This is a genomic window from Haloarcula litorea (genome assembly GCF_029338195.1).
GTDB lineage: Archaea > Halobacteriota > Halobacteria > Halobacteriales > Haloarculaceae > Haloarcula > Haloarcula litorea.
In genome coordinates, this window is record NZ_CP119779.1 from 2007008 (window position 1) to 2033049 (window position 26042).

General features: G+C 62.6%; 29 protein-coding genes, 1 tRNA gene and 1 pseudogene. 16 read left to right on the forward strand and 15 right to left on the reverse strand.

The genetic code is table 11. From position 1 onward, the window contains the following. Positions 1-7: 7 nt before the first annotated feature. Entirely contained in the window at positions 8-1651 is a 1644-nt protein-coding gene (locus P0592_RS10715) for an alpha-amylase family protein (protein WP_276270881.1), read from the reverse strand. A gap of 132 nt (positions 1652-1783) precedes the next feature. On the opposite strand from P0592_RS10715, the gene P0592_RS10720 reads away from it, so the two are divergent. From P0592_RS10720 to P0592_RS10735, 4 genes are all read left to right on the forward strand, one after another. Continuing rightward, positions 1784-2266 (forward strand): ferritin-like domain-containing protein, encoded by a 483-nt coding sequence (locus P0592_RS10720; RefSeq protein WP_276270882.1) that lies wholly within the window; start codon positions 1784-1786, stop codon positions 2264-2266. Then, entirely contained in the window at positions 2263-2697 is a 435-nt protein-coding gene (locus tag P0592_RS10725) for a metal-dependent transcriptional regulator (protein WP_276270883.1), read from the forward strand. Before P0592_RS10720 ends, P0592_RS10725 begins: the two co-directional genes overlap by 4 nt. Positions 2698-2751: 54 nt before the next feature. Next, positions 2752-2824, forward strand: a tRNA-Gln gene (locus P0592_RS10730). Positions 2825-2896: 72 nt separating this feature from the next. Continuing rightward, positions 2897-3094: a hypothetical protein gene (locus tag P0592_RS10735; RefSeq protein WP_276270884.1), complete on the forward strand. Its 198-nt coding sequence runs from the start codon at positions 2897-2899 to the stop codon at positions 3092-3094. Here P0592_RS10735 and P0592_RS10740 read toward each other — a convergent pair. After that, on the reverse strand, positions 3091-3819 hold the full coding sequence (locus P0592_RS10740; protein WP_276270885.1) for a GNAT family N-acetyltransferase: 729 nt from the start codon (positions 3817-3819) through the stop codon (positions 3091-3093). The two genes, P0592_RS10735 and P0592_RS10740, sit on opposite strands and share 4 nt — an antisense overlap. 458 nt (positions 3820-4277) lie before the next feature. Here P0592_RS10740 and P0592_RS10745 point away from each other — a divergent pair, with 458 nt between their 5' ends. Beyond that, the gene (locus P0592_RS10745; protein WP_276270886.1) at positions 4278-4994 is read left to right on the forward strand and encodes an HD domain-containing protein; all 717 of its coding nucleotides are present in this window, start codon (positions 4278-4280) and stop codon (positions 4992-4994) included. A gap of 23 nt (positions 4995-5017) precedes the next feature. On the opposite strand, the gene P0592_RS10750 is transcribed toward P0592_RS10745, so the two are convergent. The 3 genes from P0592_RS10750 to P0592_RS10760 all read right to left on the reverse strand — a co-directional run bounded on the left by P0592_RS10750 (position 5018) and on the right by P0592_RS10760 (position 8692). After that, positions 5018-5743 carry a LysE family translocator gene (locus P0592_RS10750; protein WP_276270887.1) on the reverse strand — a complete coding sequence of 242 codons (726 nt, stop codon included), beginning with the start codon at positions 5741-5743 and terminating at the stop codon, positions 5018-5020. Between the two features lie 37 nt (positions 5744-5780). Then, the gene (locus P0592_RS10755; RefSeq protein WP_276270888.1) at positions 5781-6671 is read right to left on the reverse strand and encodes a coiled-coil protein; all 891 of its coding nucleotides are present in this window, start codon (positions 6669-6671) and stop codon (positions 5781-5783) included. Positions 6672-6916: 245 nt separating this feature from the next. Next, positions 6917-8692, reverse strand: a complete 1776-nt coding sequence (locus P0592_RS10760; protein ID WP_276270889.1) for a glycoside hydrolase family 2 protein — start codon at positions 8690-8692, stop codon at positions 6917-6919. A gap of 154 nt (positions 8693-8846) precedes the next feature. On the opposite strand from P0592_RS10760, the gene P0592_RS10765 reads away from it, so the two are divergent. Beyond that, positions 8847-9020, forward strand: a complete 174-nt coding sequence (locus P0592_RS10765; RefSeq protein ID WP_276270890.1) for a hypothetical protein — start codon at positions 8847-8849, stop codon at positions 9018-9020. Positions 9021-9045: 25 nt separating this feature from the next. After that, complete coding sequence (locus P0592_RS10770; RefSeq protein ID WP_276270891.1) at positions 9046-9471, forward strand: DUF371 domain-containing protein; 426 nt, start codon at positions 9046-9048, stop codon at positions 9469-9471. A 4-nt stretch (positions 9472-9475) separates the two neighbouring features. Here the strand turns inward: P0592_RS10770 and P0592_RS10775 are convergent, their stop codons facing one another. Then, complete coding sequence (locus tag P0592_RS10775) at positions 9476-10324, reverse strand: SDR family oxidoreductase (protein WP_276270892.1); 849 nt, start codon at positions 10322-10324, stop codon at positions 9476-9478. Between the two features lie 120 nt (positions 10325-10444). Here P0592_RS10775 and P0592_RS10780 point away from each other — a divergent pair. From P0592_RS10780 to P0592_RS10790, 3 genes and pseudogenes are all read left to right on the forward strand, one after another. Beyond that, positions 10445-10783 (forward strand): annotated as a pseudogene (locus P0592_RS10780) (endonuclease III domain-containing protein); the annotation flags it as partial. Between the two features lie 58 nt (positions 10784-10841). Then, entirely contained in the window at positions 10842-11465 is a 624-nt protein-coding gene (locus tag P0592_RS10785) for a hypothetical protein (RefSeq protein ID WP_276270893.1), read from the forward strand. Positions 11466-11472: 7 nt separating this feature from the next. After that, a complete protein-coding gene (locus tag P0592_RS10790; protein WP_276270894.1) occupies positions 11473-12489 on the forward strand; it encodes a tyrosine-type recombinase/integrase in 1017 nt (338 codons plus the stop codon). A gap of 53 nt (positions 12490-12542) precedes the next feature. Here P0592_RS10790 and P0592_RS10795 read toward each other — a convergent pair whose 3' ends face one another. Further along, complete coding sequence (locus P0592_RS10795; protein ID WP_097008560.1) at positions 12543-13136, reverse strand: hypothetical protein; 594 nt, start codon at positions 13134-13136, stop codon at positions 12543-12545. 1165 nt (positions 13137-14301) lie between these two features. Between P0592_RS10795 and P0592_RS10800 the strand changes: the two genes are divergently transcribed. Next, positions 14302-15177 carry a hypothetical protein gene (locus P0592_RS10800; RefSeq protein WP_276270895.1) on the forward strand — a complete coding sequence of 292 codons (876 nt, stop codon included), beginning with the start codon at positions 14302-14304 and terminating at the stop codon, positions 15175-15177. A gap of 342 nt (positions 15178-15519) precedes the next feature. Continuing rightward, positions 15520-16422, forward strand: a complete 903-nt coding sequence (locus P0592_RS10805) for a hypothetical protein (protein ID WP_276270896.1) — start codon at positions 15520-15522, stop codon at positions 16420-16422. Between the two features lie 3 nt (positions 16423-16425). Here the strand turns inward: P0592_RS10805 and P0592_RS10810 are convergent, their stop codons facing one another. Continuing rightward, the gene (locus P0592_RS10810) at positions 16426-17154 is read right to left on the reverse strand and encodes a hypothetical protein (protein ID WP_276270897.1); all 729 of its coding nucleotides are present in this window, start codon (positions 17152-17154) and stop codon (positions 16426-16428) included. Positions 17155-17263: 109 nt separating this feature from the next. Here P0592_RS10810 and P0592_RS10815 point away from each other — a divergent pair, with 109 nt between their 5' ends. After that, the gene (locus P0592_RS10815; protein WP_276270898.1) at positions 17264-17812 is read left to right on the forward strand and encodes a hypothetical protein; all 549 of its coding nucleotides are present in this window, start codon (positions 17264-17266) and stop codon (positions 17810-17812) included. Positions 17813-17819: 7 nt separating this feature from the next. On the opposite strand, the gene P0592_RS10820 is transcribed toward P0592_RS10815, so the two are convergent. The 3 genes from P0592_RS10820 to rdfA all read right to left on the reverse strand — a co-directional run bounded on the left by P0592_RS10820 (position 17820) and on the right by rdfA (position 19726). Continuing rightward, positions 17820-18683, reverse strand: a complete 864-nt coding sequence (locus tag P0592_RS10820) for a hypothetical protein (protein WP_276270899.1) — start codon at positions 18681-18683, stop codon at positions 17820-17822. 69 nt (positions 18684-18752) lie between these two features. After that, positions 18753-18956 carry a hypothetical protein gene (locus tag P0592_RS10825; protein WP_276270901.1) on the reverse strand — a complete coding sequence of 68 codons (204 nt, stop codon included), beginning with the start codon at positions 18954-18956 and terminating at the stop codon, positions 18753-18755. Between the two features lie 182 nt (positions 18957-19138). Then, a complete protein-coding gene (rdfA, locus tag P0592_RS10830; protein ID WP_336406634.1) occupies positions 19139-19726 on the reverse strand; it encodes a rod-determining factor RdfA in 588 nt (195 codons plus the stop codon). A gap of 913 nt (positions 19727-20639) precedes the next feature. Between rdfA and P0592_RS10835 the strand changes: the two genes are divergently transcribed. From P0592_RS10835 to P0592_RS10845, 3 genes are all read left to right on the forward strand, one after another. Further along, complete coding sequence (locus P0592_RS10835; protein WP_276270903.1) at positions 20640-21338, forward strand: hypothetical protein; 699 nt, start codon at positions 20640-20642, stop codon at positions 21336-21338. A gap of 158 nt (positions 21339-21496) precedes the next feature. Beyond that, complete coding sequence (locus P0592_RS10840; RefSeq protein ID WP_276270904.1) at positions 21497-21907, forward strand: hypothetical protein; 411 nt, start codon at positions 21497-21499, stop codon at positions 21905-21907. 23 nt (positions 21908-21930) lie between these two features. Continuing rightward, entirely contained in the window at positions 21931-22194 is a 264-nt protein-coding gene (locus tag P0592_RS10845; RefSeq protein ID WP_276270905.1) for an ECF-type sigma factor, read from the forward strand. 4 nt (positions 22195-22198) lie between these two features. On the opposite strand, the gene P0592_RS10850 is transcribed toward P0592_RS10845, so the two are convergent. The 4 genes from P0592_RS10850 to P0592_RS10865 all read right to left on the reverse strand — a co-directional run bounded on the left by P0592_RS10850 (position 22199) and on the right by P0592_RS10865 (position 25998). After that, positions 22199-22507 (reverse strand): DUF8139 family protein, encoded by a 309-nt coding sequence (locus tag P0592_RS10850; protein ID WP_276270906.1) that lies wholly within the window; start codon positions 22505-22507, stop codon positions 22199-22201. A gap of 202 nt (positions 22508-22709) precedes the next feature. After that, complete coding sequence (locus P0592_RS10855) at positions 22710-23876, reverse strand: ISH3 family transposase (RefSeq protein WP_276270907.1); 1167 nt, start codon at positions 23874-23876, stop codon at positions 22710-22712. 24 nt (positions 23877-23900) lie between these two features. Further along, complete coding sequence (locus tag P0592_RS10860; protein WP_276270908.1) at positions 23901-24470, reverse strand: hypothetical protein; 570 nt, start codon at positions 24468-24470, stop codon at positions 23901-23903. Between the two features lie 157 nt (positions 24471-24627). Beyond that, a complete protein-coding gene (locus tag P0592_RS10865; RefSeq protein ID WP_276270909.1) occupies positions 24628-25998 on the reverse strand; it encodes an Eco57I restriction-modification methylase domain-containing protein in 1371 nt (456 codons plus the stop codon). Positions 25999-26042 lie beyond the last annotated feature (44 nt).

Below are 26042 nucleotides of genomic sequence, written 5' to 3' on the forward strand. Positions count from 1 at the left end.
GCGTGCCCTACTCGGCCCGCGTCCGGGGCCGTCCGAGGCGGAGCCAGCAGTAGTCGTACGGTCCGAGTTCGATCGAGAGGGTGTCGCTGTCCAGCGAGTAGCCACCGGGGCCGAGCAGGTGGGTCGCCACGTCGTCGGGGGCGTCGAGCGTCACCGTCTCGGTGCCGTCGCCGAGGTTGTGGGCGGTCACGAGCGTCGTCTCGCGCCAGTCGCTCCGGTGGACGAACACCGGCCCGTCGGCGGCGACGACCGTCTGGTCGCCCCGGGAGAGCTCGGGGCAGGCCTTCCGGGTCGCGACGACTCGCTTGACCCGGTTCAGCAGGGAGTCGGGGTCGGCCTGCTGGTCGGCGACGTTGATGGACTCGGGGCCGTACTCGCCGCTGACGACCGGGCGGAACAGCGCGTCCGGATCGCCCGCCGAGAAGCCGCCGCCGGCTTCTCCCGTCCACTGCATCGGGGTCCGGACGGCGTCCCGGCCGGACAGGGAGAGCTCGTCGCCCATCCCGATCTCGTCGCCGGCGACGACGATGGGGGTCCCCGGGAGGGCAAACGAGAGGCTGGTCGCACAGGCGATGCGGTCGTGGTCGCCCCCGAGGATGGGAGCCAGCCGCCGACGGACGCCGCGGCCGAAGATCCGCGTCTCCCGGTCCGCACCGATCTCGTCGATGGCCCGCTCGAACTCCTCGAAGGGGAGCGGACCGAGGTTCAGCTCGTCGAAGTTCCGCAGGAAGTTGGCCCACTGGCCGTTCTCGACGACGGTGTCGTAGGCGGGGAGGGTGTCGAAGGCGTCCGCGAGGTGGCCGGCGTCCTCGTCGGCCAGCGCCCAGACGAGGTGGGCGTTCGTCACGAACGACAGCAGCAGGTCGAACTCGTCGCCGTCGCCGAAGTACCGGCGGAGTTCGGCGGGCTCGTCGTCGGCCTCGGCCAGCAACACCGCGTCCTCGTCGACGTCGGTGACGGCGGCTTTCATCCGCTTGAACAGCGAGTGTGGTTCGTCGACGGCCGGCTCCGTCTCGGTCCCCTTCGGCCCGATCATCGGCGTCGCGGCGTCGATGCGGAACCCGTCGACGCCCTGCTCGGTCCAGAACCGCAGGACGCGTTCGATCTCCGCCTGCACGTCGGGGTTCGCGACGTTCAGGTCCGGCTGGAAGCCGTAGAACTGGTGGAAGTAGTGGGCGTCCGCGACCTCGTCGTAGCTCCAGACGCCGTCCTCCTCCTCGGGGAAGATGTTCTCGCGGTCCGGGGCGGCGTCGGGGTCGTCGGTCCAGACGTAGTAGTCGCGGAACCGCTCGTCGCCCTCGCGAGCGCGCTGGAACCACGGGTGTTCGGTCGAGGTGTGGTTGAAGACGGCGTCGGCCAGGACGCGCATCCCGCGGTCGTGGGCGGCGTCGACGAACCGACGGAAGTCGCCCATCGTCCCGAGCCGGTCGTCGATGCTGTAGTAGTCCGCGACGTCGTAGCCGTTGTCACGCCAGGGGCTGTCGTAGAACGGCAACAGCCACAGGCAGGTCACACCGAGGTCGTCGAGGTAGTCCAGTCTGTCCCGCAGTCCGACGAAGTCGCCGATGCCGTCGCCGTCCCCGTCCGCGAACGTCTTCACGTCCAGCGAGTAGACGACGGCGTCCCGGTACCACGATTGGTTGGCCGTCATAGCGCGCTCGCTCGAGTCAACGTGGCTCTCCGGGCTAAAACTACCGGGCCGACACAGGGAACGGCTTAAGTTTCGCCCTCTCCGACGTTCGGCTATGACCGCACCGCGACACGCACGCCGGGAGGTGGTCGCGTGAGCCTGACACAGCCGGTCGGTTCGGACCACCAGCTCGCGCGCCTCCTCCAGATCGGGATCGTCCTCGAAGAGGTCGTCGAGGCCCGGGCGACGAAACACGCGGAGGCGACCGGCACCGACCTGGACCCGGCCGTCGGGGAACTGCTCGAACACGCCTCCACGGAGTCCGCCGAGCACCGCCGCCGGCTGGAGGCCCTCGTCGACGACCTGGAGGCCGAGACGGTCCCCTTCGAGGAGATACAGATGCTCGTCGAGGCACAGTACGAGGCCGACGAGGACTTCGACGGCGTCCTGTACGACCAGCTCTGCAACGAGGAGACCGCGTACAAGTTCTACGACGACCTCATCGCCGCCGTCGAGGCCTCCGACACCACCTTCGGTATCGACCGCGACCGGCTGTTGAGCGTCCTCCGCGAGATCCGCGAGGAGGAAGCCGAGGGCGTCGAGGACGTGACCGACCTGATGGAGGAACGACAATGAACACGCAGGCCCAGTATCTCAAGGCGATCTACCTGACACAGCAACAGGCCGACGGCCCCGCATCGACCGGCGACATCGCCGACCTGCTGGACGTGAGTCCGGCCAGCGCCAACGAGATGATCGGGAAACTGGAGGATCGGGGCCTGCTCGAACACGAGAAGTACAAGGGCGTCGACCTCACCGACGACGGCATCCACCAGGCCCGCGAGGCGCTCCAGAACTACTGCATCATCGAGCGGTTCCTCGTCGAGGTCCTCGAGGTCGAGGAGTTCCGGGCCGAGGCCCGCCAGCTGGAGGGGGTCATCGACGAGACGGTCGCCGAGCGCCTCGACACCATCATCGATCGCGAACCGCAGTGTCCCGACTGCTTCGACGCCGAGGACGACGTCTGTGCGCTGCTCGACGTCGAGGCGGAGGCCACGAGCGACTGACTCTCGAAGCGTTCAAGTGCGCTCCGGCGGTGCGTACTGACACGCGGCGAGCGAAGTCCCGTGGTGTAGTGGCCAATCATAAGGGCCTTTGGAGCCCTTGACGGCGGTTCGAATCCGCCCGGGACTACTCCTGTGACCCGTTCCCAGGCGGCTGGAACACTGGCTTCGCTTTTTGAGTGATGCGTGTGAACACACGGATATGAACGGAATCCTGTCATCCCTCGGCGCATCGGCATTCGGTCACCTCGTCGGCGGGTCAGTGATCGCGGAGACGCTGCTGGGGGTCGTCGTCGCGCTCGTCCTGTTCGCGCTGTACTACGCGTTCGTTCTCAGACGGGCGAGGCGGAGTCCAGAACACCGTTCGCCGGACGAACGGGGGCCGCGCAACGGCACCTAGAGGTAGGCGGCGTCCCAGCGGATGGGCTTGCGGACGTTGCCACAGGAGTCACACTCGATGCGCCCCATCGAGTCCATCGCGTTGGCGAGCGTCTCGCAGTTGCTGCAGAAGTAGCCGTACCGCTCCTCGCCCTCCATATCGACGTGGACGACGTGGAACGGGGCGACGGAGCCGCGTTCGTGGTTGTCGTGGTCGATGTAGACGGTGCGACCGTCCTCGGTCTCGACCGGTTCCCGGCCCTGCTGTTGGGCCTCGCTGTAGAGGTTCTCGACGTAGCTCCGCCCGGCGATCTCGACGTTCTCGGTGCCGACCTGTTCGAACCCCCGGTCCTCGTAGAAACTGTTCCCCTCGGTGTTGTCGGCCAGTACCCGCCCCTCCAGGTGGGCGACGCCGCGCTCTTCGAGACGGTTCCGGGTCCGCTCGAACAGGTCGTCGGCGATGCCCTTCCCGCGGTGCGCGGGGTCGACGTGGAGCCACAGGAGCGTCCCCGTGTCCTCGGTGGCCTCGACGCTCTCGGAGAACGCCACGACCTGGCCCGCCTCCTCCGCGACGAGGAGGAGCCGGTCCTCGTCGGCCAGGGTCTCCTCCAGACGGTCCTCGTCGTACCACTCCTCGATGGCGCTGGTGATCGCTTGCGGACCGAGCGAGTACGAGGCCTGTAGCGACCGGCGAGCGACGTCCCTGATTGCGGGTCTGTCGGCCGGCGTGGCTGGTCGGATTTCCATATCGCTATTCTGTGTGGGGACGGTCATAAACGTACAGCACGCGTGTAATGGTCGCCCCGTCGGCGGCGACCAGGAGCCGAACGGCCGGCAGATATTGCCTGTCCAAGAAAAGCTTATCAGAGTTTGCGTACGTATGGTAATACTACCGGAGGTGACCGAAAAACACAATATAAGACGAGTTTGTGTCCGAACACAATTGTCGCCTCAGCCAGATCGTCGTGCTGGCTCCGTCGGGACGGCCGCGCGCACACCGGCGGCCGACGGACCGGTGACCGGTCCACGGTCGCCGATCGCGCACGCTCGACTATGTCCGCCGCCCCGACACTTTTCGTTCAGTCGCCGTCTCACCGCTGTCGACTCCCGTCGCGAGGGCGTTCGCCCTGTCGTAACGCCTAAGAGTCGAACGGACCTTCGTGTCTGTAAGATGAATATCGGAACCACTCGCCGGAGGTGTTGCCGTGGGCGTCGAGATTAGGGAGTCACCAGTCTCGGACGAGGAGTTCGAAGCGATGCGGGAGTTCGTCCACGACTACCTGGCTGCCAGCGTCGAGAACGAGGACGAGGGAGGCCGAATGCGGTGGTACCCCTGGCATTCGGCAGAGTACCGGTTCAACCACATCCTCAACGTCGTCGACATCGCGGAGAAGATCGCTCGCGAGGAGGGTGCGAACGTCGACGTCACTCGCGTCGCCGCGCTGTTCCACGACATCGCGAAGCTGGAGGCCGAGCAGGACGTCCACGCGGAGGCCGGTGCCCGCATCGCTCACGAGTACCTCACGACCCACGGTGACTACCCCGAGTCGTTCGTCGAACAGGTCTGTCGCGCGGTCGAGGACCACTCCTACCAGGGCGACCTCTCGGACCTCGCACTGGAGACGCGCTGTCTCATCGAGGCCGACATCCTCGACAAGGTCGGTGCAAACGGGACGGCCCTGATGCTGCTGCGGATGGGGTACGAGTCCCGGACACACATGGACGCCGCCGAGATGGTCGGGCGTGTCATCGAGCGCGGCGAGGACGCGAAAGACCGCGTCGTCACGGACACCGCCGAGTCGATCGTCCACCAGCGCGTCAAGCGCGTCCGCTGGTTCCAGGAGTGGCTGGAGGCCGAGGTCGCGGATATGGACGTCGACGACACCCCGGACGACGTCCCGACCGACGTCGGCGGCTCCTGAGGGGATCGGTCCGACCGCGCCGCTCAGACCGACCCCGCGGCCCGGAGGAGGAAGAGCAGTCCCGACCCCGCGAGGACGGCCGCGCTCGCCCACGCGACCGCGGGGGCCAGCCGTTCGACGCGCCGCCGCGCGGCGACGATCGCCGCCGGGAACCCCGTGATCCAGAGTGCGATCCCGCCGAACAGCCCCGCGAGCAGGACCGGGTGGCCGGTCCGGACGACGAGCAGCCCGGCGGCGTCGGCCCCGACGACCGGGAGCTCCGACAGCACGTCCACCCGACCGGGGCGTAGCAGGCCGACGCCGACGGTCAGCCAGAACAGGACCTGGTAGGGGTTCGTGAGCGCGAGCACCAGCGCCTTCCTGAAGCCGCGGCTCGCGTCGTCGACGTCGCCGGCCTCGACCGTCGACAGCGCGTTCGCGTCCGCGACGGCCCCGTAGGCGAACCACAGCATCAGCAGGCCGCCGACGGCCAACATCCCCCGTTCGAGGGTCGGGGTCTCCCGGACGACGGCCGTGACGCCGACCAGCGACAGGACGAAGAAGCAGGCGTCGGCGGTCATCGCCCCCAGGCCCGCCGCGAAGCCGGCGTCCCAGCCCCGGAGGGCGCTCTCTTCCGCGATGACGGCGTTCATCGGGCCGGGCGGGGCCGCGAGTGCGAGCCCGAACACGACCCCGCCGACCGCCGTCGGGAGGAGCGCGAGCCAGCCGCCGGCCGCGAGTACCGGTCCGAACGGGAGCCAGTGATGCATCTGTTGTGGATGCGAAAACAGTGAGAAACGCGTCAGACTACAGCTTGCCGGCCTTCTGCAGCTTCATCAGGTCCTCGGTGTCGAGGGTCTCGCCTTCCTTGAACTTCTGGTAGATCTCCTCGGCCTCCTCGCGGGCGGCCTCCTGCTTCTCCTCGCGCTGGCTGCGCTCTTCCTGCTCTTCCTTCTTGTCCAGTTCGCGCAGGCGCTTCTGGACGCGCACGAAGTCCTCGTGGTGCTGGTCGGCGGCCTCCTGAGCCTCCACGAACTTCTCGTGCATCTCGTCGGCCTCGTCGCGGATCTCGTCGGCTTCGCGGTAGGCCTCGATCATCTGGTTGTGGTGCTTCTGGGCCTCGTCCGCGAGCTCGGTGACCTTCTGGTGGTGCTTCGAAGCCTCCGAGCGGACCTCCTCGGCCTCCTCCTTGAGCTCCTCCAGATCGTCACTCTGGTCGAGTTTCTCCTTCTTCTCCTGGAGCTTCTCGCGCTTGGTCTCGATCTTCTCGATGAGCTCCTGCTCGTCCTCGGAGGAGAGGACCTCGGTCTGCTGTTTGAACTCCAGGTCCTCGATCTCGTCTTTGAGCTCGTCGACGGACTTGCCCTCGTCGAGTTCGAGGTCGTTCTTGACGTTGTCGACCTTGTCGAACAGCTCGTTGGCCTTCGCGTTGAGCTCGTTTCGCTTGTCCTTGTGCTCCTGGACCTGCTCGTTGAGCTCGTCGCGCTTCTCGCGGTGTTCCTGGGCCTCGTCGACCTTCTCGCGGGTCTTCGCGTTCAGGTCGTCGCGCTCGGAGGCGCGCTCGGAGGCCATCTGGTTCAGCTCGTTGCGGCGGTCGCGGAGCTGGCCGGCGAGCTTGATGAGCTCGCCCTTGGACTTGTTTTCGAGTTCTTCGTCTGTTACGGAAACGTTCTTTGACTGGTCTATCGAGTCTGCCATGGTTAAACCTCTATGCCATCACCGCTCTCACGTGGACGGCCGCGTCGCTCTGTGGGGGCTGACGCCAATAACAAGGGTTCCCTCTCATGTTGGGCACGGAGCGATGCTGCCTGAACGCGGGAGCGTTCTGGTACTTGCTATTACCGGGGGATGCAATTTAAATATTCTGGTGGACGGAATAACGTGGTGAACTCTCACACACCGGTTCTCGGGCGCGTGAAGCCCTACCACGACTTCGGGATCGTTTATATATCCTCGTCGATCGTGTACTCGTTGGTCACCACGTCGCCGTCGACGGCGACCGCCAGGGTCACCTCGTCACCCGCCGCGAGCGAGAGGCTGCCGACGGTGACGCGGCCGAACGCACTGACCGTGTGCTCCGTCTGCTCCCGATCGCCGTCGTGGTCCCACTCGACGGTGACCGTCGCCCGCGCGGGGCGGTCGTGGAGCAGGCACACGTCGCTCTCGCCGGGCGTGGGATCGGCGAGGACTACCTGCGTGGGTTCGTAACTGGCGGCGAGGGCCTCGTAGGCCGGCCTGGGGCTCCCGTCCGCCGCGATGACTCCGATCGCGTCGTCGCCCGCGTCCCGCAGACTGTCCAGTGTGGCGACGGCCGTCTCCCGGCGGCGGAGCCGCTCGGCGACGGCCTTGACGACGCGGGCCTGGTGGGACTGGCCGGCGTCGTCGGCACCGGCGGCAGCGCCGTACCCTCCGACGACGTCGCCGACGCCGTAGTGGTCACAGAGCCACGCGAGGTCGTCGACCCCGCCGTAGCGCCACCCCGGGTAGAGGGTGACGGCGTCGGGGCCGACGCCGGGCGGTCCGACGACCGGGAACGTCGGGACGGCGTCGACGGCCTCGGCGACCCGCTCGGCGTCGCCGGCGTCGTAGCTCGCACGCCACGCCCGCCAACGGAACCGCAGGCGGTCGAGCAGGCCCGACCCCAGTCCGTCGGCGTAGGGGTCGACCGGCTCGTCGTGGACGCCCACGGCCGCGAAACTCGGGTGACCGGCCAGCGCGTCGACGAGGGCCGTGGCCATCGCTCGGCCGCGGTCGGCGTCGAAGTTCCCGGGACCGGTCAGCGGCAGGTCGGCCCACAGCAGGAGGCCGTGTTCGTCGCAGGCCTCGACCACCGCCGGCGGGACGCCCTGTGCCCGGACGCGGACGAGGTTGGCGTTGGCCTCGGCGGCCCGCTCGACGTCCGCCGGCGTCGGGTCCAGCAGCGTGACGCCGCGGGCCGGCACGCGCTCGCCGTTGACCCGGAGCGCGTCGTCGTGGGACACCGACCGGATGCCGGTCGTCGTCGACGCCGCGTCCTCGCCCAGCTTCGCCCGGACGACGTAGCGCGCCTGCTCGCCCCGGTCGCGAGGCCACCACAGCGCCGGCTCCGGCACGTCGACGGCGTGGTCGACCGTCGCCCGCCCGGACTCGGTCGCGACCCGCGGCCGGTCCATCGTTCCGCCGCCGCGACGCGACCCCTCCGGTCGGAGCGAGATGGTCAGCCGATCGTCGAGGTCGTCGTCGGCGACCACCGTGGCGGTCACGTCGACCGTCGCGCCGTCGTCGGTCACGCGCGGCCGCGCCCGCAGCGTCCGGACGTACGGGTCCGGGTGCGTCCGGAGCTCGGCCCCCCACCAGATCCCGGGGACGCACCGCTCGGCCGGGAGGGCGTCGGTGGCGTGGAGGCCGCCGAACCGGTCGGTCGGCGCGCGGCACTCGACGACGACGCGGTAGTCCTCGGCGTCGGGCAGCTCGACCCGGAGCGGCGCGACGTAGCTGTCGCTCGCCGCGACCCGTTCGCCGTTACACCAGACTCGCGTGTGCGCGTACGCACCCTCCAGAACCAGTTCGACGTGTTCCTCGTCGCCGTCTCTGGGGTCGTCGAACGCCGTCTCGTAGGCGACGGCCTCCGCCCCGGCGAACGCCGCCGGCCGACCGGGGACGGTGACTGGCTCCCACGACTCGGGAGCGGGCATCTCGTCGTTCGGCGCGACCGCCGCGCCGCGCCACTCCAGCGACATACCGCGACCACCGTCCCCTGGGGGCATATCACTTACCCACCGTGGCCGTGCTCCGTCCCCGCTCCGGCGACACCCCACACGCCCGCCGTCCGCTACTTTCACTTTCACTCCGGGGATGGCTCGCCTTGACGTGGGTGGCCCCCCTACGGCCTGTATGTTCCACGACCTCCGCGACGAGTCGGTCCCGACCTGCGACGCCGACGACTGCGACCGGCCGCTCGGCGACCCCGCCATCGTCTTCGAGACGGCGGCCGGCCGTCGGGAGGCCCACGAGTGCGCCTGCGGTACGGTGACGATCACCGTCGCGCGGTCCGAGTCGTCCCGCTGAAGTGTGCCGGGCCGGTACGGCGGGTATGACACGCGAAGCCGTCGTCGCCGCCGAAGGCCACGAGCACGTCAGTGCCGAGCACGCGAGCACGCTCGAGGTCACCGGCGACGACTTCCTCACGCCGGCCGGCGACTGCATCCTCGGGATCGAGGCCGACACCGTCCCCGCCGACCTCGACGCGGCGTTCGTCGACGCCTGCCGGGACGCCGAGGCGACCGTCACCGCGACGCTGGAAGCCGGCGGCCACACCGTGACCGTCGAGGGGTCGGGCCACCCCGACCTGACCTTCGAGAGCGACCGGAGCCACGTCCTGCGGACGAGCGACTACGTCGACGACCGCACGGTGATGGTCGACGCCGACGCCGCGGCGGGCGACGTTGACCGGGACCTCGTCGCCGCGCTGGCCGACGGCGCTGACCTGGAGTTCACGCTGACGGTCGACCCCGCCTGACCGATCAGGCCTCCCGCCGCAGTTCCGCCGCCTCGTCCTCGAAGAACTCCCGGACGCTCCGCGGTTCGCGGTCCAGCAATCGTTCCGCGTCGTCCGTGACCCGCCCCGCCAGCCCCAGGCGCGCGGTCGTGTAGATGCCGGCCATCACGAGCGCGAACGCCGGCGGCCGGCCCTGCCGCACCTCGTCGAAGACGAACCGCGGCAGCGACGGGTCGGTGTACTCGACGGGCCACCCGAGGGCCTCGGTCGCGATCCGGGCCACCTCGGCGTAGGTCAGCGCCGCCGGCCCGGTCACGTCGTAGGCCGCCCCGGCGTGACCGGACTCCGTCAGCGCGACGGCGGCGACCTCGCCCACGTCGCGCGCGTCGACGAAGCTCGTCGCGCCGTCACCGGCTGGGACGGGGAGCTCGCCGGCGAGCAGCGCGTCCCGGTGGACCTCGGTGAGGTTCTGCGCGAAGAAGGACGGCCGCAGGAACGTCCGGGCCATCCGGGTGGCCGCGACGCGGCGCTCGATGCGCCGATGGGGGAGCAGCGGGTTCCGGTCGGCCCCGAGCACCGACAGGACGACGCAGTGCTCGACCCCCACTCTGTCCGCTGCCGCGACGAACTCGCCGATCCTGCGGACGTCCGAAGCGTCCGGCGGGCGGAGCAGGAACAGCGCGTCCACGCCGCTCAGTGCTTCGCCCCACGTCTCCGGTCGGCCGAAGTCGAAGGCCACCCACTCGTCCGCCGGGCCGTCGCCGGGCGGGGACCGCGCGGCCGCCCGGACCGTCACGTCTCGGTCGGCGAGGGATTCGCGGAGCGGCGTCCCGACGGTGCCGGTCGCGCCGGTCACCAGGACCGTTCGTGTCATAGACGGCCGTACGCTCCCCGTCGGCAAAGGCGCTCGCTACGATTCCCCGAAGCGACTCCGTCCGGTCGTACCCACTCCGTTCGGTGAAGAGGTTTTGCCGCTCCCCGCCCTGGAGACGGTATGAGCGATCCGGAGCCAGAGGAGAACATCAGCGGCGGCGAGGCGGGCGGGGGCCGGGCCGCGACCTTCGACCCGGAGACGGCGGCGACCCGCGCCGAGGCCGTCGTCGATCGGCTCGGCGAGCTGTACTGGACGAAGACCTACGGCGGGCGGGACGCCTTCGAGTGTCTGGTCCGGACGATCCTCAGCCAGAACACCTCCGACAAGGCGAGCCAGCCGGCCCACGACGCGCTGCTGGAGCGGTACGCCGGGGGCGGGGACCTGGCCGAGACGCTCGCGGACGCAGACCAGCAGGCGCTCGCCGAGACCATCTCGTCGGCGGGCCTGTACAACCAGAAGCCCTCAGTAAAGTAAAGAAACATTATTTACGCCAGCGCCTCAGCTTTCCGCCGCAGCGATGGCGGAAACAACCCAAGTGAACGTCAAAGTCCCAGTCTCGATGAAACAGGACTGGGAGGAGTACATCGAGGAACACGAGGAAGCTACATCGCTATCCCACCTGATCCGACTGTCGGTGCAGCGCGAGGTCAGCGACGAGCGCGGAGCGAACGTCGACATCGACCCCGAGGACGTTGAACTCGACGTCGACGTTGATTTCACGCAGTTGGAATCGAAGATCGACAACATCGACTCGAAGTTGGACGAGCTGCGGAGCGCGGTACACTCCCTTGAGGCCGCCGAGTTGACCGACACGGAAGATGTGCAGGAGATTGCGGACAAGATATACGACACGATGCCGCGTCGGTCGGCGGAGACGGAGAGCAGAGAGCGCGACCTGTCGCCGCGTGAGATTGCGCAGATGAAGATCATCGAGGACGTTGAGATGCGGATGGATCGCGGACAGTCCCTGAAGGACTTCGCGGAGCAAGAGAACTTCTACGGACTGGTTGAGGCGTACAAATTGTACTTCGAGGCGGATGACTACACGATGCAACGCGCCTTGGAACGCGTGCAGGAGTACAGCAGCCGCGTCCACGTCGTAAACGATCTCGAATACAAGGTTGTCTTCGAACAGGAGTGATCCACGCATGAAGAACGTCACACGGGACAAGTTCGATCACAAGATTAACTACGAGTTCTGCGTCGCGCACCGAAACAAGGTCGAAGAGGGCACCTTGACGGGGTATCGATGGACGGTCAAGAGCTTCTTGGAGCACATCGAGGGAGAGGGAGTTGACCTTGAAAACATCGACTGGACGGATATCGACTCGTTCATCGATTCGATGGTCGAGGAGTACTCGCAGTCCACAACGAAGACGAGGTACAACCACCTCAGGTCGTTCATCAAGTGGCTGCGTGCCCGGAAGGGGTACTACACCGACTCCGAGCAGCTACCTATCGACTCGCGCCATCTCGAAATCAAGGAGTACATCGACAGAGGGGAGACAAAAAAGGGGAACGAGGCATCATCAAAGGAAGGAGTCGTTTTCGTCGAGGCAAGCGAGTACGAACTGTTGAAAGAGAACGTGCCGGCGCCGAAATTCAGGAATGAGCTGATTCTGAAAATGCTGTGGCATCTCGGGCTCAGACGGATGGAAGTGACCGAGATGCAGATCACGCCGGAGATGCCGCACAAGGACGAGTACGGCAACATCGACTTCGGTGACAACGAGATCACCGTCCCGGATGTCAAGGGTGGCGGACGTGAGCTTTGGTTCCGTGACTCGCTGGCCGCGCCGCTGCGGCGGTGGATCGAGTCGGAGCGTCAGGCCGTCTACTACGCCGACGAATCCCAGTACCTGTTCCCATCGCGGAACAGCGAGCAACTCACCCCAAAGCGGGTCACGTCGATGGTCGATCAGGCCGCGCAGAACGCTGGAATACAGTCCACGGTCTATGTCGATGCCAACGGCAACGAGCGACGGCGGATCACACCACACGCTCTCCGACACGGATATGGCGTCAGACACGTGCGGAACGGTACTGACGTGCGGACTCTCCAGCAGCTAATGGGGCATCACGACATCAGCGTCACGCAACACTACCTACAGTTTAAAACAGAGGCGAGAAAGCGAGCACAGCACCGGAACGCACCCGAAGTGTAGTCATTAGTCGTTTGTCTAATCGGTGTACGTCTACGCCTGCGACCTTGACAAGTTTATACCCGCTCAAGCCAGTCCGCCGCGCCCTGCATCTGATAGTCCCCACCGTCTGGCGTCGCGGTTAGACTCGCTTCCTCAACCACGTCCTCGTAATACCTCTCCGTCACGCTGAGATGCTCGAATCCATCCACATCGACGTGGATGTTGAGCGTCCCCATATCACCATCATCCGAGCTGATGTGGGTCTTCGTCTCCACCTCGCCACGAACCTCACGCCGAACCTCACTATCATTCGATGCCGCATCCACGTCACCGAGCAGACCAGTCACAACCCCGCGCACCAGCACCTCGTCGCCTTCCTCAACGTCCTGCAGCACCTCGTACACGTCCTCGGGATTCCAAACCGTCGATCGCACGTCCACGTCCGCAACCCTGCCGATCACGTCCCCGTCATCCTCGACTCGATGACCGCCGAACACGCTTCGCAGCGTGATGAGCTTTTCACTGCGGAACGGCACGTCCAGCGCCATCATTCCATCTTCGGGGAACACGTCACGGATCACTCCCGAGAACTCGCTGCCGTCTTCCAGTTCGATGTCCGTGACATCTCCGCGGTCGGCACTCCCAAGTTCAGAGACGTTCACCGACATAACGGGCGGTGATATGGCGTCATCCCAGTTAAAAGTGAATCAACCGATAACGAGGGAGCGCAGCCACCCCAAAGCGCCGCCGAGGCGGCCCGGGGCGAATCTACGCGGTCACGGGACTGGCCTCGCAACCGTGATCTTGTTCCCACGTCTCAACAGGGCCAACAGGATCACCTACGTAAACGAACTGACAAACACAGGACAGCACTTCCCGCCCGTCCAACTCACCGCGAACAACGCGAGCGTGACAGTCCGAGCAGACGAGATCAGTCATCTCCTCACTTAAAGATGGGAGAGAGACAGTTATAAACCCCTCGTCTGAACGGCATTTATCCCCGTTTCGTCTATTTCGAGTATGATCTAACAATACGGTTAACAAGCGATTCCACCGCTGCCACTGGCTGATAACGTCGAGATCGGTGGAATCGGATTTGACTCCCAAGATCGTGTGTGAGGCGTGAAAGGTGGCGGTGGTTTGGAGAGAGAAGGCGTTGTCAAACCCCTTAACAAGCGAACATCGACGTTTGAGGCGGGTGAAAACGCCAAGGAAGACGTTTCCGTTTGTCGCCTTCAAAACCGTGTGTGAGACGTGGAGAGTAGGGGTGGCGTGCGGGTCGTCGCCGCGGGCAAGGGATGTTTGCTCTGACTGCTCAGTCTAACTTTCCTCTCATTGAAAGTACAATGGAGAGGAACGGTTGGACTAGTATTCACAGGCGAAAGTGTTTTTAGCCTTACACACTTACTCTATCCCGAGAGGTTGTTCAAAAGCGAAGGGAAGGAAACAACGTCCCTTCCCGAGCGAGGCGCGGGGGCACCCCACCTTCCGACTCTCACACACGGTTTGAAAATCGATTTCTTAATCCCGGTATTTCTCGGGCGAGAGCGTCTGAACAGCCGAGGAATGCTTGTAAAGCAGTCTAACAAGCGGCGTGAATCCGGGCCAGTCCCGTCCATCCCGGTACTCTCGGCGCTTCACACACGGTTTTGTGACGAAAGGTTGAAACCGCCGATTCTGGCATTGATAGGGCCTAAATCGACGGAAATTGCTTGTTAAACGATTTGCCAAATTTAACTCGAAATAGACGAAATAACGCGAAACATAATTTATCAAACCTGTCAAATCTTGGTAGGTCTTTTAACCAAGGCGACATTACAACCTATTGCCGAAATGGGAAGTGGACTCAACGTCCCGGTCAACGACGACAACAGGAGGGAGCGACTCGAAGAATTGTTGGCCGCATCGAGTACGAGCACAAACACCGACTTCGGCCGCCATCTCATCGACGCGGCTCACGAGATCTGGGAGCAGTCCGACGCCGATGATCCCATCGAGGCTCTTCGAGACGCGGACGTGAATGGTGACGGTGGCATCGACTACGATCCCGACGAGCGCCGCTCAGAGAAGCTCGATGTGGAGACGATTCGGCGCATCCTTGACGAGCGCACCGAGCCGGCGATCAACCCGCTTCACATCCCCGATGGCGCCGTCAACGAGCTGTACAACCTTGACGAGCGCATCGATCTGTGTATGGCGGCGGCCCGGGCGAAGTACGAGACGTTCGGGCGGGCGAGTGCGGAAACCATCGTAGTCCGCGTGCTTGGCCGGGGAAGCAACGATTACTACATCGACCCCGACCGTGCTGACGTTCCGGGAGAGATGGTTAACCGCGGGTTCAGCGAGCCGCGACTGCCGACGGTTGAGCAGGATAAGGCGACGTACACGTCGTCTTCGGCGTATCTTCGGACGTGGGTTTCGCTGGTGAATCAGGTGTTGGAGTTGGACTTGGGTGATCTTAGTGACATCCAACTCGCCCGGTACTTCGGCGAGTCGGGGCAGAGTGCCGTTGAGATTCTCATCGAGCAGGGTGAGCGGCTCTTGATTCTGCGGGATGGTGCGGAGGATATGATCCGTGACCTTATCGAGTCGCTGGAGCAGTTCAAGCGAGAGGTGGATGAGGAGGCGTTCAAGCGTGCGCAGGAACAGGCCAGTCGTGAGTACGAGAGTGCCGCTTCCCGTCTCGAAGTTGAGGAGGCCGAGGAGTAGGCCGTTTGAAACGCTTCTAACGTTCCGCACGTCTCTCACGTTCCGCACGTCTGAAACCACGACTGGCTCGTTCGCGTGCGTCCGCACCTCGCCGCACATACAGAACGGAGCAGCGACTCCTTCCTGCTCTGTGGCCAACTTACCGTGCCCGTCGTTGGTAACCGATCTGCGCGTCCAGCAGCCGCCCAGACGAGGCGATCTGAGACTTGCACGTTTGCATAATGCACGGCCGCGGGAGAGCGTTTTCCGCGCGGCGGCACACGCCGTGACGTCCGCTGCTCGTCCTGTGGTTGGTAAGTGGGCCACCAGTTGTTATGAGTCTCCTTCACGTGTTCGTCAGTAATGCGCGACGGCATCGCTCCTGCAGAAGACCCGTTTGAACCGGGCGATATTGTCCATATGTCACCCACCGTGGATGTGGATGGCCATCCCCATCGCTACGCGTGCGAGGTCGAAGAAGTTCACTCGGGAGACAGTCTTGATAAGTACTCCTACAGCGTGCGTTCCGTGGTGCAGGAGCGGACATTACACCCTCGGTTCGGACACTACGACCTGATCCCCTCCCCCCGCGGCTACGAGAACATCGACGCTCTCCTCGGCAGCCGTCACGTCGACGGCGAGCGACTCCTCGGCAAGTTCAAGCGCCCGGATCTAGAGAAGATCAATGCCTGCCTGTCGGTGGTCGACCCCGACGAAGACCCGACGAAGGACTGGTTGAACGAGTTGGAGAAGAATGATGTTGACCGCATCAACTCGATCTTCGCCGAGCTGATCCTGCTGTATCATCTTCGGACGACCTACGGGCGAGATCAGGTGGTGATGAATGCTCGCATCGATGGCAAGGGATCGAAGGACTTCGACCTGCGTGTGCTGACCGAGGATGAAGACGTGTGGATTGAGGTCGTGAAGCCGGATTACGCGGCCAGTCTGCCCGACGGGGGTGGGTTCATCAGCGGTGATAAGACGGGGAACTCTATCAACAACAAGCTGAAGAAGAAATTCGAGGACGCGCGTGATCACGCGCCGGATGGCGCCGTGCTGGTTCTCGCCGCGTACCTCGAGGAGCAGATCACGCAGGGACTGGAGATCAGTCAATGGTTGGACGAGGACTACTACGATGTCGGGGAGTTCTGTGATGGTTGGCTGACTTACACGCACCTGACTGAAACAGAGATCGGGTATCAGTCCTTCACAGATGCCGGTGAGCGATGTCGGGCTCTGTTTGACCGGATGGTTGCGGAGTGAGACCTAGATCCCCAGCTCGGTTATCCCGGCGGCGATGAACGCGGCACCGTAGTTCTCCCCGTTGATGCGCCGGCGGACGATGGCGCCTTCCGGCAGACAGTCGTGAATGGTGAACTCGTCGGTGCTGTACCTTCCCTTCCCATTCAATGCCCTGACGCCTCCTTCGAGAATCACTGGAGTGAGCGTGGTTTCCCGCCCTTGCTCGTCGCCCGGCCCTGTCGGTGCTTCAAGGTCGCTGAAGTCCTTGTAGTAGTCCGGGACGGCGATCTTGCCCCGGGACTGTCGCTCGATGAAGTCGTCGACGCGGGTCGGCGGTGACGTGACCAGTCCGATGGTGCGCGGCTTGTCGGTGGCCTCGGTCTCGCCACCGGTGTTCATTCTGACCGTCAGCGCCGGCGTGAGATTGTCCAGCGTTGTCGGTTCTGACCAGTCGATGTTGTCGTGGGGCAGTTCCTCGCTCCACGCGGTGTGCATATCCGGGTGCTGTTCCGCGGTTTTGATAGGTGCTGTGCTCCCCCCGGTCGTTGGTAAGTCCTTCGCGGGGTGCTGACCCCTTTCCATCATGGGGGCAGACGCCCTGAGGTTTTCTCCCGGGTGCTGTATTTTCGATATATGTTGTGTTTTTGAGGATTCGGGTTCTCGCGGTGTCGCGCCGCCGCAGTCCCTCTCGCGGTTGATCCGGTTGGCCTTGGAATGGACGGATTTCCCGTTTCCCGTGACGCGTAGTGACATTTCGTAGTTTCGTCACGGGATTTTTCGCGCGTTGGTAAACCCGCTCTCCGTGACGGTCACCAGACTGTCAAGTTCTTTATACGTTGGCGGAACGTACCCGTACAGTAAGATGATTGATGAATTCAACGGAGTGCATTTGAAGGCCCCCCGCGATGGCCGAGTGCTGGACTCGGTGCTGCGCGTCGTTGAGTCCGGGGGTACAGCAACGACAAGTACGGTTCTCGAGGATGTGCGCATCCTTGACGACAATAAGCAGGTGCTGCGGGCCTTCGACCGTCTCGAAGATGCGGGTTTGATCGAGATTGTGGAGGATGCGGACATCGAGTGGGACAGGAAGGTGCCGGCGCCGACGGTTGTCCAACCGACCGATTATGCTCACCAGTTCAAGGATGATCTTCGCGTGCCGGCGGAGGAGATTGAGGAGGAGATGGACGAGAAGCAACTGCGCGAGTTGGCTCGAGAGGTGCGCGAGGAGTTGGAAAAGCAGCGGAAGATCAACGAGCAGTTGCGTGCGCGTCTGGGTGAGATCGAGGAGTTCATCGACGCCCTTGCCGAGGAGGTCGAGGACGTGTCCGAGACTGCCGAGGAAGCCGACGAGAGGAGCAAGGCAAATAAAGACCGGCTGCGAGACCCCGATTTCGGCTTCGAGTTCGATTGACTGGCCGCTATTGCTCGTTCAGTCGGTGGAATTGAGTGACGGCTTCCGCCTTGAATCGGTTGTACAACCCTCGCTCGTCCCACTCTTTTGCGTCGTGGATGCGGTAGTCGTCGCGACCCACTCGGATGGCCACCGCGCGGTCGATGTTGAGCGCGTCAAGATGTTTCTGCGCGACTGTCTGCATTCGCGCCCCGTTGGTAATTCGCCGGCTGGTTTTCAGCTCGACCGCGATGATCTCCTCAGTCTCGGGGTGTAGCAGGATGATGTCGATCCGGCCACCGAACCCGGCCTCACCGTGTTCGTGCTCGGCGTTCAACAGATTCGCTATCAGCGGATGTTCGCACCGCACGACCTGAAAGCGCACCTCGCTCACCGCATCGACGCCGAGAAGGTCGCGCAGAGCTTCTTCGACGCTCGACCGCAGCGACTGGGCATCTCTGGCTGCCTGTTTTGACAGGTCGTCTCGGATGTACCGGCCGGGATAGTAATCACGTAGTGTGGCCACGATCTGGGCTTGCGTTCCCGTGTCGGGGCCGAGGAGCTTCGTCTGTATCTCGTCCCGCTTGTGGGTGCTGCGGTAGTCGGTGAGCCATTCGCGGACGCGAACGTGCGTTAATTCGCCCACGCGTCGCGCGTATTCGCGGACGTGTTCGGGATGTTCGATGGCCGCGCGGTCGTAGTTTTCGAGCGGAAACATCGGTTCGTGGAGGTCGCCTTCAGCGGGATTAGTGAAGTCGATGTTGTCGATGATCGCGTTGACCGTGGGGTAGTATGTCCTGTTGCGTTTGAACGCCCACGTGTCATCCTTCTCGACGACAGTCAACTCGTTGTTGGGGAACGAGTGATCTCGATGGAACTCGACGCTGGCCATGTATCGCAGAACGTCGCGGGATGATATATCACTTTCCTGAACAGAGTTCGTCCCCACACACTTGGTACTTCAGTTATCCACGGTCTGGAGATGGCCACCACGCGCCTCGATCTCCACGGTTTGTCCGTCCCGGGTATCGATTTTGACCGTGGTTCCATCGTCTCGCGCGTGGATTTGGATGTTGAGGTCGTTCGCGCCGAGCGAAAGCAGATCGAGGTCATCGTCCGAGTACCGTCCACCGTTGGTGATTCGGTCGAGCGGTTCGAGGAACATTCTGGTCTCGAGTGCGCTGTTCCTGATTTAAATGGATGTGCCCCGGGCAGCATCCGGGGCGGTGGAAAAGCCGAGCTCGGGGTCGGAGGCTGGCGGGGGCCAGCTGAAGTGAGTCGAGACGATGACTCCACGATGATAATATATGTATTTTTATAAAATTCACTCGCGTAGGAGTGTGCAGCTCACGCCTCGGACTGACAGGTGCAGGTCGCATTCCCGGATAGAAACTCGATGATGTCGTGTCGCCGGCGGCAGTTTCCACACCTGATCTTGAATGAGACGGTGACTGACGGGTCTTCGATGTGCGCGACATCTTCCCGCGAAAGTCGTGCCAGCGAACCCTCGATGACGTTGGTAACTCTTTGTCGCATCTTTTTGATTTGCTGCAGATCAGCCCCCGGGTCTGGATTGTAGTCCCGACTGGTGTCGATATCGAGGCATTCGTTCAGATGCTTGCGGACGGTCTGGTAGCTAACGAAGTTGCTTTCCACTTCGTCCACGTCCACGCTGGCGTCGCGGAGTTCGCCCCGGGCCTCTCGCCGCGCCGAGTCCAGCACCTCGTCGTTGGTAAGCAACCGATAGTAGTTGCGCTCTTCGCCGTCCAGCACTGTCATTCCGGCTTTCTCCATTGCCCGTTCCAAGATTTGACAGTTGATCCAATCCTCAAGCTGACGGACGCCCTCGTCCGTTGAGCGGTATCTGTGTTCCAGCCGGGCATCGAGGTTGTACAGGTCGTACTTGTCTCGCACTCGGTCGACTTTGCAAGTCATCGCGTTACCGGATCGGGCCCGCTCGTGCGTGTTAAATGCTGCACGCGGGGGCTGCTGTTTTTCTCGGTTGGAGCCCCCCCCTGTGTCGTGCGATGTGCGTGGCCGATTCTCGTGACGTTGATGTTCTGGTGGAGGTTAACGGCGATCTCGCCACGTGCATCGAGTGCAAATAGTGAATCATTATTAGCAGAGCTCTTTTCACTTATTCAATAGATGGCATCTAGTCTGATGAGATGACCGTTGATCTTGCCGATCATCGGCTCTATCTCAAATTGATGACGACGGTGATTGTCTGGAATGCGGCGGTGATGTGGTGCAGTTCGGAGGGGACGAGTTGGCCTGTTCTGAGAGCGGTCTCGGGCTCGGCGAGGCGTTGATGAGCCGCGGCCCCGGGTGGGAGACTTCGACGCTGAAGACCGCGAGAAGCATCGGGCATCGCGCGGGAAGGTGGTGCAATGAGATTGAGATGGGCAGGAGAGGAAGACGTTCGATGCGCACGACTTGGAGGAGACGTACGCTGTTCCGAAGACGATGACGAACACGGGACATCGGCAGACGCTGATTCTCTCCAAGTGGCGGCTGCACTACCGCATTCGCGACGAGATGCACAGGAAGCAGTCGAACACGGTTCTCGGCGGCGGTCTCGGGGCGAAGTCGCTCGGCCTCGGCTTCCTGCAGCGTCGGTTGAATGATTGTCTTCTGATATTTGGGTTGGTGGTGGTTTATTCAATCTTAGGTTTGTGCTCTCCATCCACCGATTAGACTTTCTTATATTGGATATAATACAGGTCACTCACACGATACATATATAAGTCCTTACCCCCTACCACAGAGTGAGAAGGTATCAGAAGCAAGTCAGGTGAATCGGCCACGGGACAGCCGGTCAACGTCCCGTAACAGCAACCCTAAAAGTATGAGCGAAACTGCTCAGAGCACTCTCGAAGTGCTCACGGAAATCGCACGATCTCTCAACAACGGCGAGACCGTAACTCTTGACGACGATCTCAAGCGCGATCTCGGCTTCCCGGTTGACGACGACTACGATCACAAGGAACCCGTCGTGAGCGGCTCCAATGGGGCCGATCCCATCACGCACCGCATCTACGACATCGACGGCTACTGGCTGTACGTGAAGACAGTACAGGACAAGCCGCGCGGCACGACGACGTACGTCAAGCACGTTGGCCGTCCCCGGTTCAACCCCATCGGTCTCGACGAAGGCGAGTTCCGCGAGGTGTACGAGGCACACCGCCAGCGCGGACTTGATGCGTTGGACAAGGACGAGGTGGCACCGGAGTACAGCAAAGACATCTTCGCGGCCGCCGACGAGTACCAGCGCAATACGGCGGAGGCAGATGCGGGCCACATCGGTGATGGTGTTGCCGCAGTTACCGACGGAACGCGCATCTGGATGGAGCACACTCACGCCAGTCGGTTCGTTGACCTCGATCACTACTTCGACGTGGAACTCAACGAGGACGGCAAGAAGGCGGTGAAGGAGGCCATTCGCACGTCCACGGCGCACTCGGCACCCGGGCACATCGCGAGTGGCCTGATCGTGGAGTACGCCGTGGAAGTCGAGTACGACGCCGATCCGCTCCTCGAAGGTTGAGATAGTATCGTCTTCCAAGTGATGTGACGCGCCCGGTGGCCGTCCCCTGACGGGGGCGTGGGGGTTCGACTCCCTCGGCGTCTTTCTGTTGGGTGTAGACGGGTTTGGAAGCGCCCGACGGGCAGGCGAAAAACGCCCGCAACAAATCGATTCAAACTATGACAGCAAACACATCCACCGAGTCTGAATCGGTTACGGACACAGTTCCGGTTTGGAGATTTGACCGCACGTCGAACAACGAGCACGTCATCATCTACTCCGACGGAGAAGATCAGGTCATCCAGCACGAGTACGATGGCCTCCCCGCTCGGGGAACAGTTCGATACGACGTCGAGGACTTCGAGATTGCCGATGCGGAGTTCTACGAGGATCACGGCGGGAAGTCCGACGAGGAAGTTCTCGAGATGTTTCGTGCGGACATTAGAGAATACGTTGAGGCGGCGTTGTTCAGTCACGATGACCGAGGAGCGTGGGTCAGCTTGGTTGACTCACACGAGCTGAAGGTAGAGATGGAGGGGGACGAGTACATCGTTGAACTCATCACGAGCAACAAGCGTCGAGTCGAGTGACATCTTTCCAAGATTCCAAAACTATGACCCTCGAGCAGTCAGAAATCGAGAGCGAGGTTGAGGACAGAGCCGAGTGGCTTCACGAGCACACGTCGCTGCATCGGGAGCAGGCCCGGGTGGTGGCGGCTCGTGAGGCTGGGTTGTCGCAGACGGAGGCTGCGAAACTGCTTGACAAGGAGGTGAAGACGGTGCGGCAGTTGTGGCGGCAGGCCCGAGAGCAGCACGAGGACTCGCGGCGGCTAACCGACGTGTACGGAGCGTACTTCTTCTCGGACTGGCGGGCATAAGCGGTCAATCCTTTTTCGGCACCAAGTCACGGTGCCTGAACCACACGTTGATCAAGTCTTCTTCAGTTTCGATGCGGTAACTGTAGGAATCCAGCTTTCGCTCGGTTTCCTTTCCAAGTGAATCCTCGAGGACGTCGATAATCTTCCCGACCGTCCCGTGATGGTGCGAGTCCGAGTCGTCCGGGCCGAGGTAGACCCTCACTTCGTCGCCCACCTCGTAGGGTTCGTCCGCAGGCTTCGGAACGTCTTGATTGTCACCCACGATATCGCGGGCAAGTTCCTGTAGGCTGGTGTCCTTGTTTTCCCATCGCACCTCTTTCGGGACTACCTTGGTGAAGAGTCAGTACCTCACAAAGCATCGCCGGTTAACCCGACCTGAGCCATCTGTTCTGTTGTGATGAGTCGTCCGTAGTGGTTGAACAGCGCTGATCGAAGACGGAGCTGTCGCTGTCGGCGGCGGTCAGCCGCCGACGCGACAGCGTAGCCACTCACGAGGCGGCGTTCCCGGTCGGTGACTACCGGTGGAACCGGTCGTCTGGTGGCCGGTTGGCGGGGACGGCCCGACGCACTGCGAGGGCCGTCCACGCGGCCCGTCGAACCATATTGATGAACTCCTTGTACGGCCACCACCAGAGGCGACGCCCGCCCCGGCGGGGCGTCGCCACGTATTCGTAGTGGAGATACCGCCACGCATTCTGCAAGAGGAGACTCACCACGACGTACAGCAGTCTCACCGTCGCGTCTCGCGTTGTTGTCGTCGCTATCGCTTGCTCAGACAAGCGGTAGCTCGACTCGATACCGAAGCGTTTGCTGTAGTGGTATCGAGCCTGGCGTGGAGTCTCGATGAACGGCGCGTCAGCGGCGTAGCCGTGACGCGCCACACCGTTCTCGTCGTATCGTCCGTTCAGGTACGTACAGTCGATGTAGACGGGAAACTCGACGGTCCAGCTGTGGCCGTCGAGTTTCCCTGTCAAATCGTGGTTAATGACGCGGCTCCACCCTTCCGCGAGTTCCTGCTGAATCGTCCCACCCCATCTGATGATCGGCATCACGTAAGCGTAGTTGTGCGCTTGAAGCAGCGTGAGACACTTGCTGTCGTAGAATCCGCGATCGAGATAGACGGCCTTGATTTCGGCGTCAAGGCCGTCGAGTACACCAAGAAACTCGGCGAGGACGCTACTGGCGGTGTCGCCGTCTTCGAGACGGCGCACCGCCAGCGTGTGCCGTTTATTCTTCACACGCGCGTAGAGTGTGGCGTAGGCGTGGAACGCGGTGGTTCCGCGCTTGGCCTCGGAGTGGTAGAGGCCGTCTGTGTCGTCTTCGTCACCGTAGTAGGGTCGCAGGTGGAGGTCTGCGCAGACCTCCACCTGCTCGGGGAGGAGTTCGACGATATCCCGTCGAAGGAGCGTGTTGGCGACTCGTTCGAGCCGTTCCGGCTCGAACTTCGTCCGCAGATGGTAGAGAATCGCGTTTGCTGACGGAGAGTCTTCACTGGAGTTGCACAGCGTCGAGATTGAGGTCCCGTCGGCGGTCGCGCCGACGAGGACCTCGTAGATGTCCTCAGCGTCGATTTCAGCAGTAGCGCCGAGATCAAGAGCGATCTCCTCGGTGAGCGTGTTGACGAGAAAGTTAAGGAGCTGGTCTTCGTGGATTTCACTGTCTGCTTGCTTCTTGGAGTGCACATCCTCAGCAAGCAGACGTTCTAACTAACCGGCTTTGTGAGGTACTGAGAGTCGTTTTCGTCGCCTCGTGAGTGTTTTCAGCTTCCCGATGCCGAACATCCTGTTCAGCGTATGGATGTTGTCTGCTTCCTGCATCGCGTGGGCCGGATAGGTGGGGTGATTCTCGGTGTGCGTTATTGGCGTCACGTCCTCTTCCAGCAGTTCTTCCATTCTCTCGAAGCGGCTGTCATCGTTCCACGGGACGAGTTCGTGTCCGTTGTGTTCGTCAGTCTCGTACCGCCCGCGATCAATTGCGTCTTTCTTGGTGCTGAAAGCGACGATGGCCCTCCATCCCCACTCTCCGTCCTCGTAGGAGAGCAGGAGGTCTACCTCTTCCATTCCCACGTCTTGACCGTGCCACGTCCCGAGGTAGTCCACAGCGATTCCGACGGGATGGCCATCCGTTTCCAGCGTGATGATGGTGGGCCAACCGCCGTCGGTCTCGTCGTGAATCTCGATGTTGTCTCCGTGGATTTGGAGCACTGAGTTGGCCAGCACCGTGTTCTGCGGGACTTCCGTTCCGATCGGGAGTGGGATTGAGTCATCGAAATCCATCTTCAATCACTTGTACTCCATAAAGAGAGGTTCAAGTGAAAGTTTTCTGCTGGTGAAAATGCGGAACCATATTCGGTATCCTGTTCGTCCAACCCTCCGCTCTGAACATATCGCAGGCTTCGTGAATTCGCTCTCTGTTTTGCCGCTGGGATGGGGGTTAGACGAGGGTGGTTTGGCGGTGTTCTCCGAGTTCGCTAGGAACGGGGAGTTCCTTCAATACCTTGGACTGCATACGGTAGTAGTCATTGTGTGCCTTTTGTGAGTGCTGCTCCAGCCACGCCTGTGCTTTCGGGCTGTTAAGGTATTCGAGGAGGTCTTCGAGGGCGACACCGTTTTCGGGGATGATGTAGTAAACGCTGTGGCGGGGAACGACTGTGCCTTCGCGGTCTGCCCAGAATTCAGGGTGTTCGCAGACATCCTTGGTGAGGATTTTGGGTACGTCATACAAGTCTTGCATCGGCGGGTTCTCGTGCCACGAATACCAGACTTTGCCCTTCTCGACGCAACTCCGCGACTCAAGTTCGTCACGGTGCAATTCCGCCCATTCGCCGTAGGCACCGAGTTCGTCCTCGGGGGCGAGGTTGCCGTGTTCGTCGTACGGGCAGATGATTACTTGGCCAGAACGCGGCCCGTCGTTGATGCTCAACTGTTTCCCCGACGTGGTGGGATACGTCCATCCTTCTTCGACGAGTTGGTCAAGAACATCGTTCTCGTCTTGGACGAAGATTTTGTCCCTGCCCGTGGCGAGGCCACAGCTGACCCTCTGTGTCACGTCGTCGAGAGTGACCCCAGTCGAGTAGTCGTGGGTATCCGTATCCCCTGAACGAACGTATGAGGCCCAACTGGAGCCGTCTCGGGGTAATTCCACGTCGTCCTCCGTGGCGTCGCGGCGGACGACACGCGTCTCGGTGGCGTCGCGGTCGTGGATCGTGGTGATGCAGGGGTAGGTGACTTTCCCGCTGAAAGCATTCTCAGGGACGTGTTCGATGCGTTCGACGTGGTAGCTGGCCATCAGGCGGCGAAGTTCCGACGTGGTGTGGGTGTACTCAAATTTCTCGGGTGTGATGAACACGAGTCGGCCATCCGGGGCGAGGAGATCGAGAGACTGCTCGAAGAACAAGATATAGAGGTCGAACCGCTGCTCGGCGGTCTTGAAGTTGTTCTTGTACTGCCGCTTCTCGGCCTCGCTGAGGCCCTCGATGGGGACGTACGGGGGGTTGCCGATCACGTAGTCGAACTGTCCAATGTCGTCAGTGTTGAGGTCGAGGAAGTCGGCTTCGAGGAACTCGACGGGCTTGTCGGCGTGTCGGTCGCGAGCCTCCCCGAGGAGGTCGGGAGCGCTGTCGACGGCTACGCCCTCGGGCATGTGGAGGTCGTGTTCGTGGCAGTACCGGGAGACGGCGGCGATGAACGGCCCGTCACCGACACCGGGATAGAGGATGCGGTCGTCGTCGGATGGATGCTCGTCAAACAGTTCCTTGACCATTTTGCCAGCGATCTCGGGCGGCGTGGGAACATGCCCCTTCATCTAATTCCGACCGAGTCGTTCTGCCTACTTAAAATTATATAATA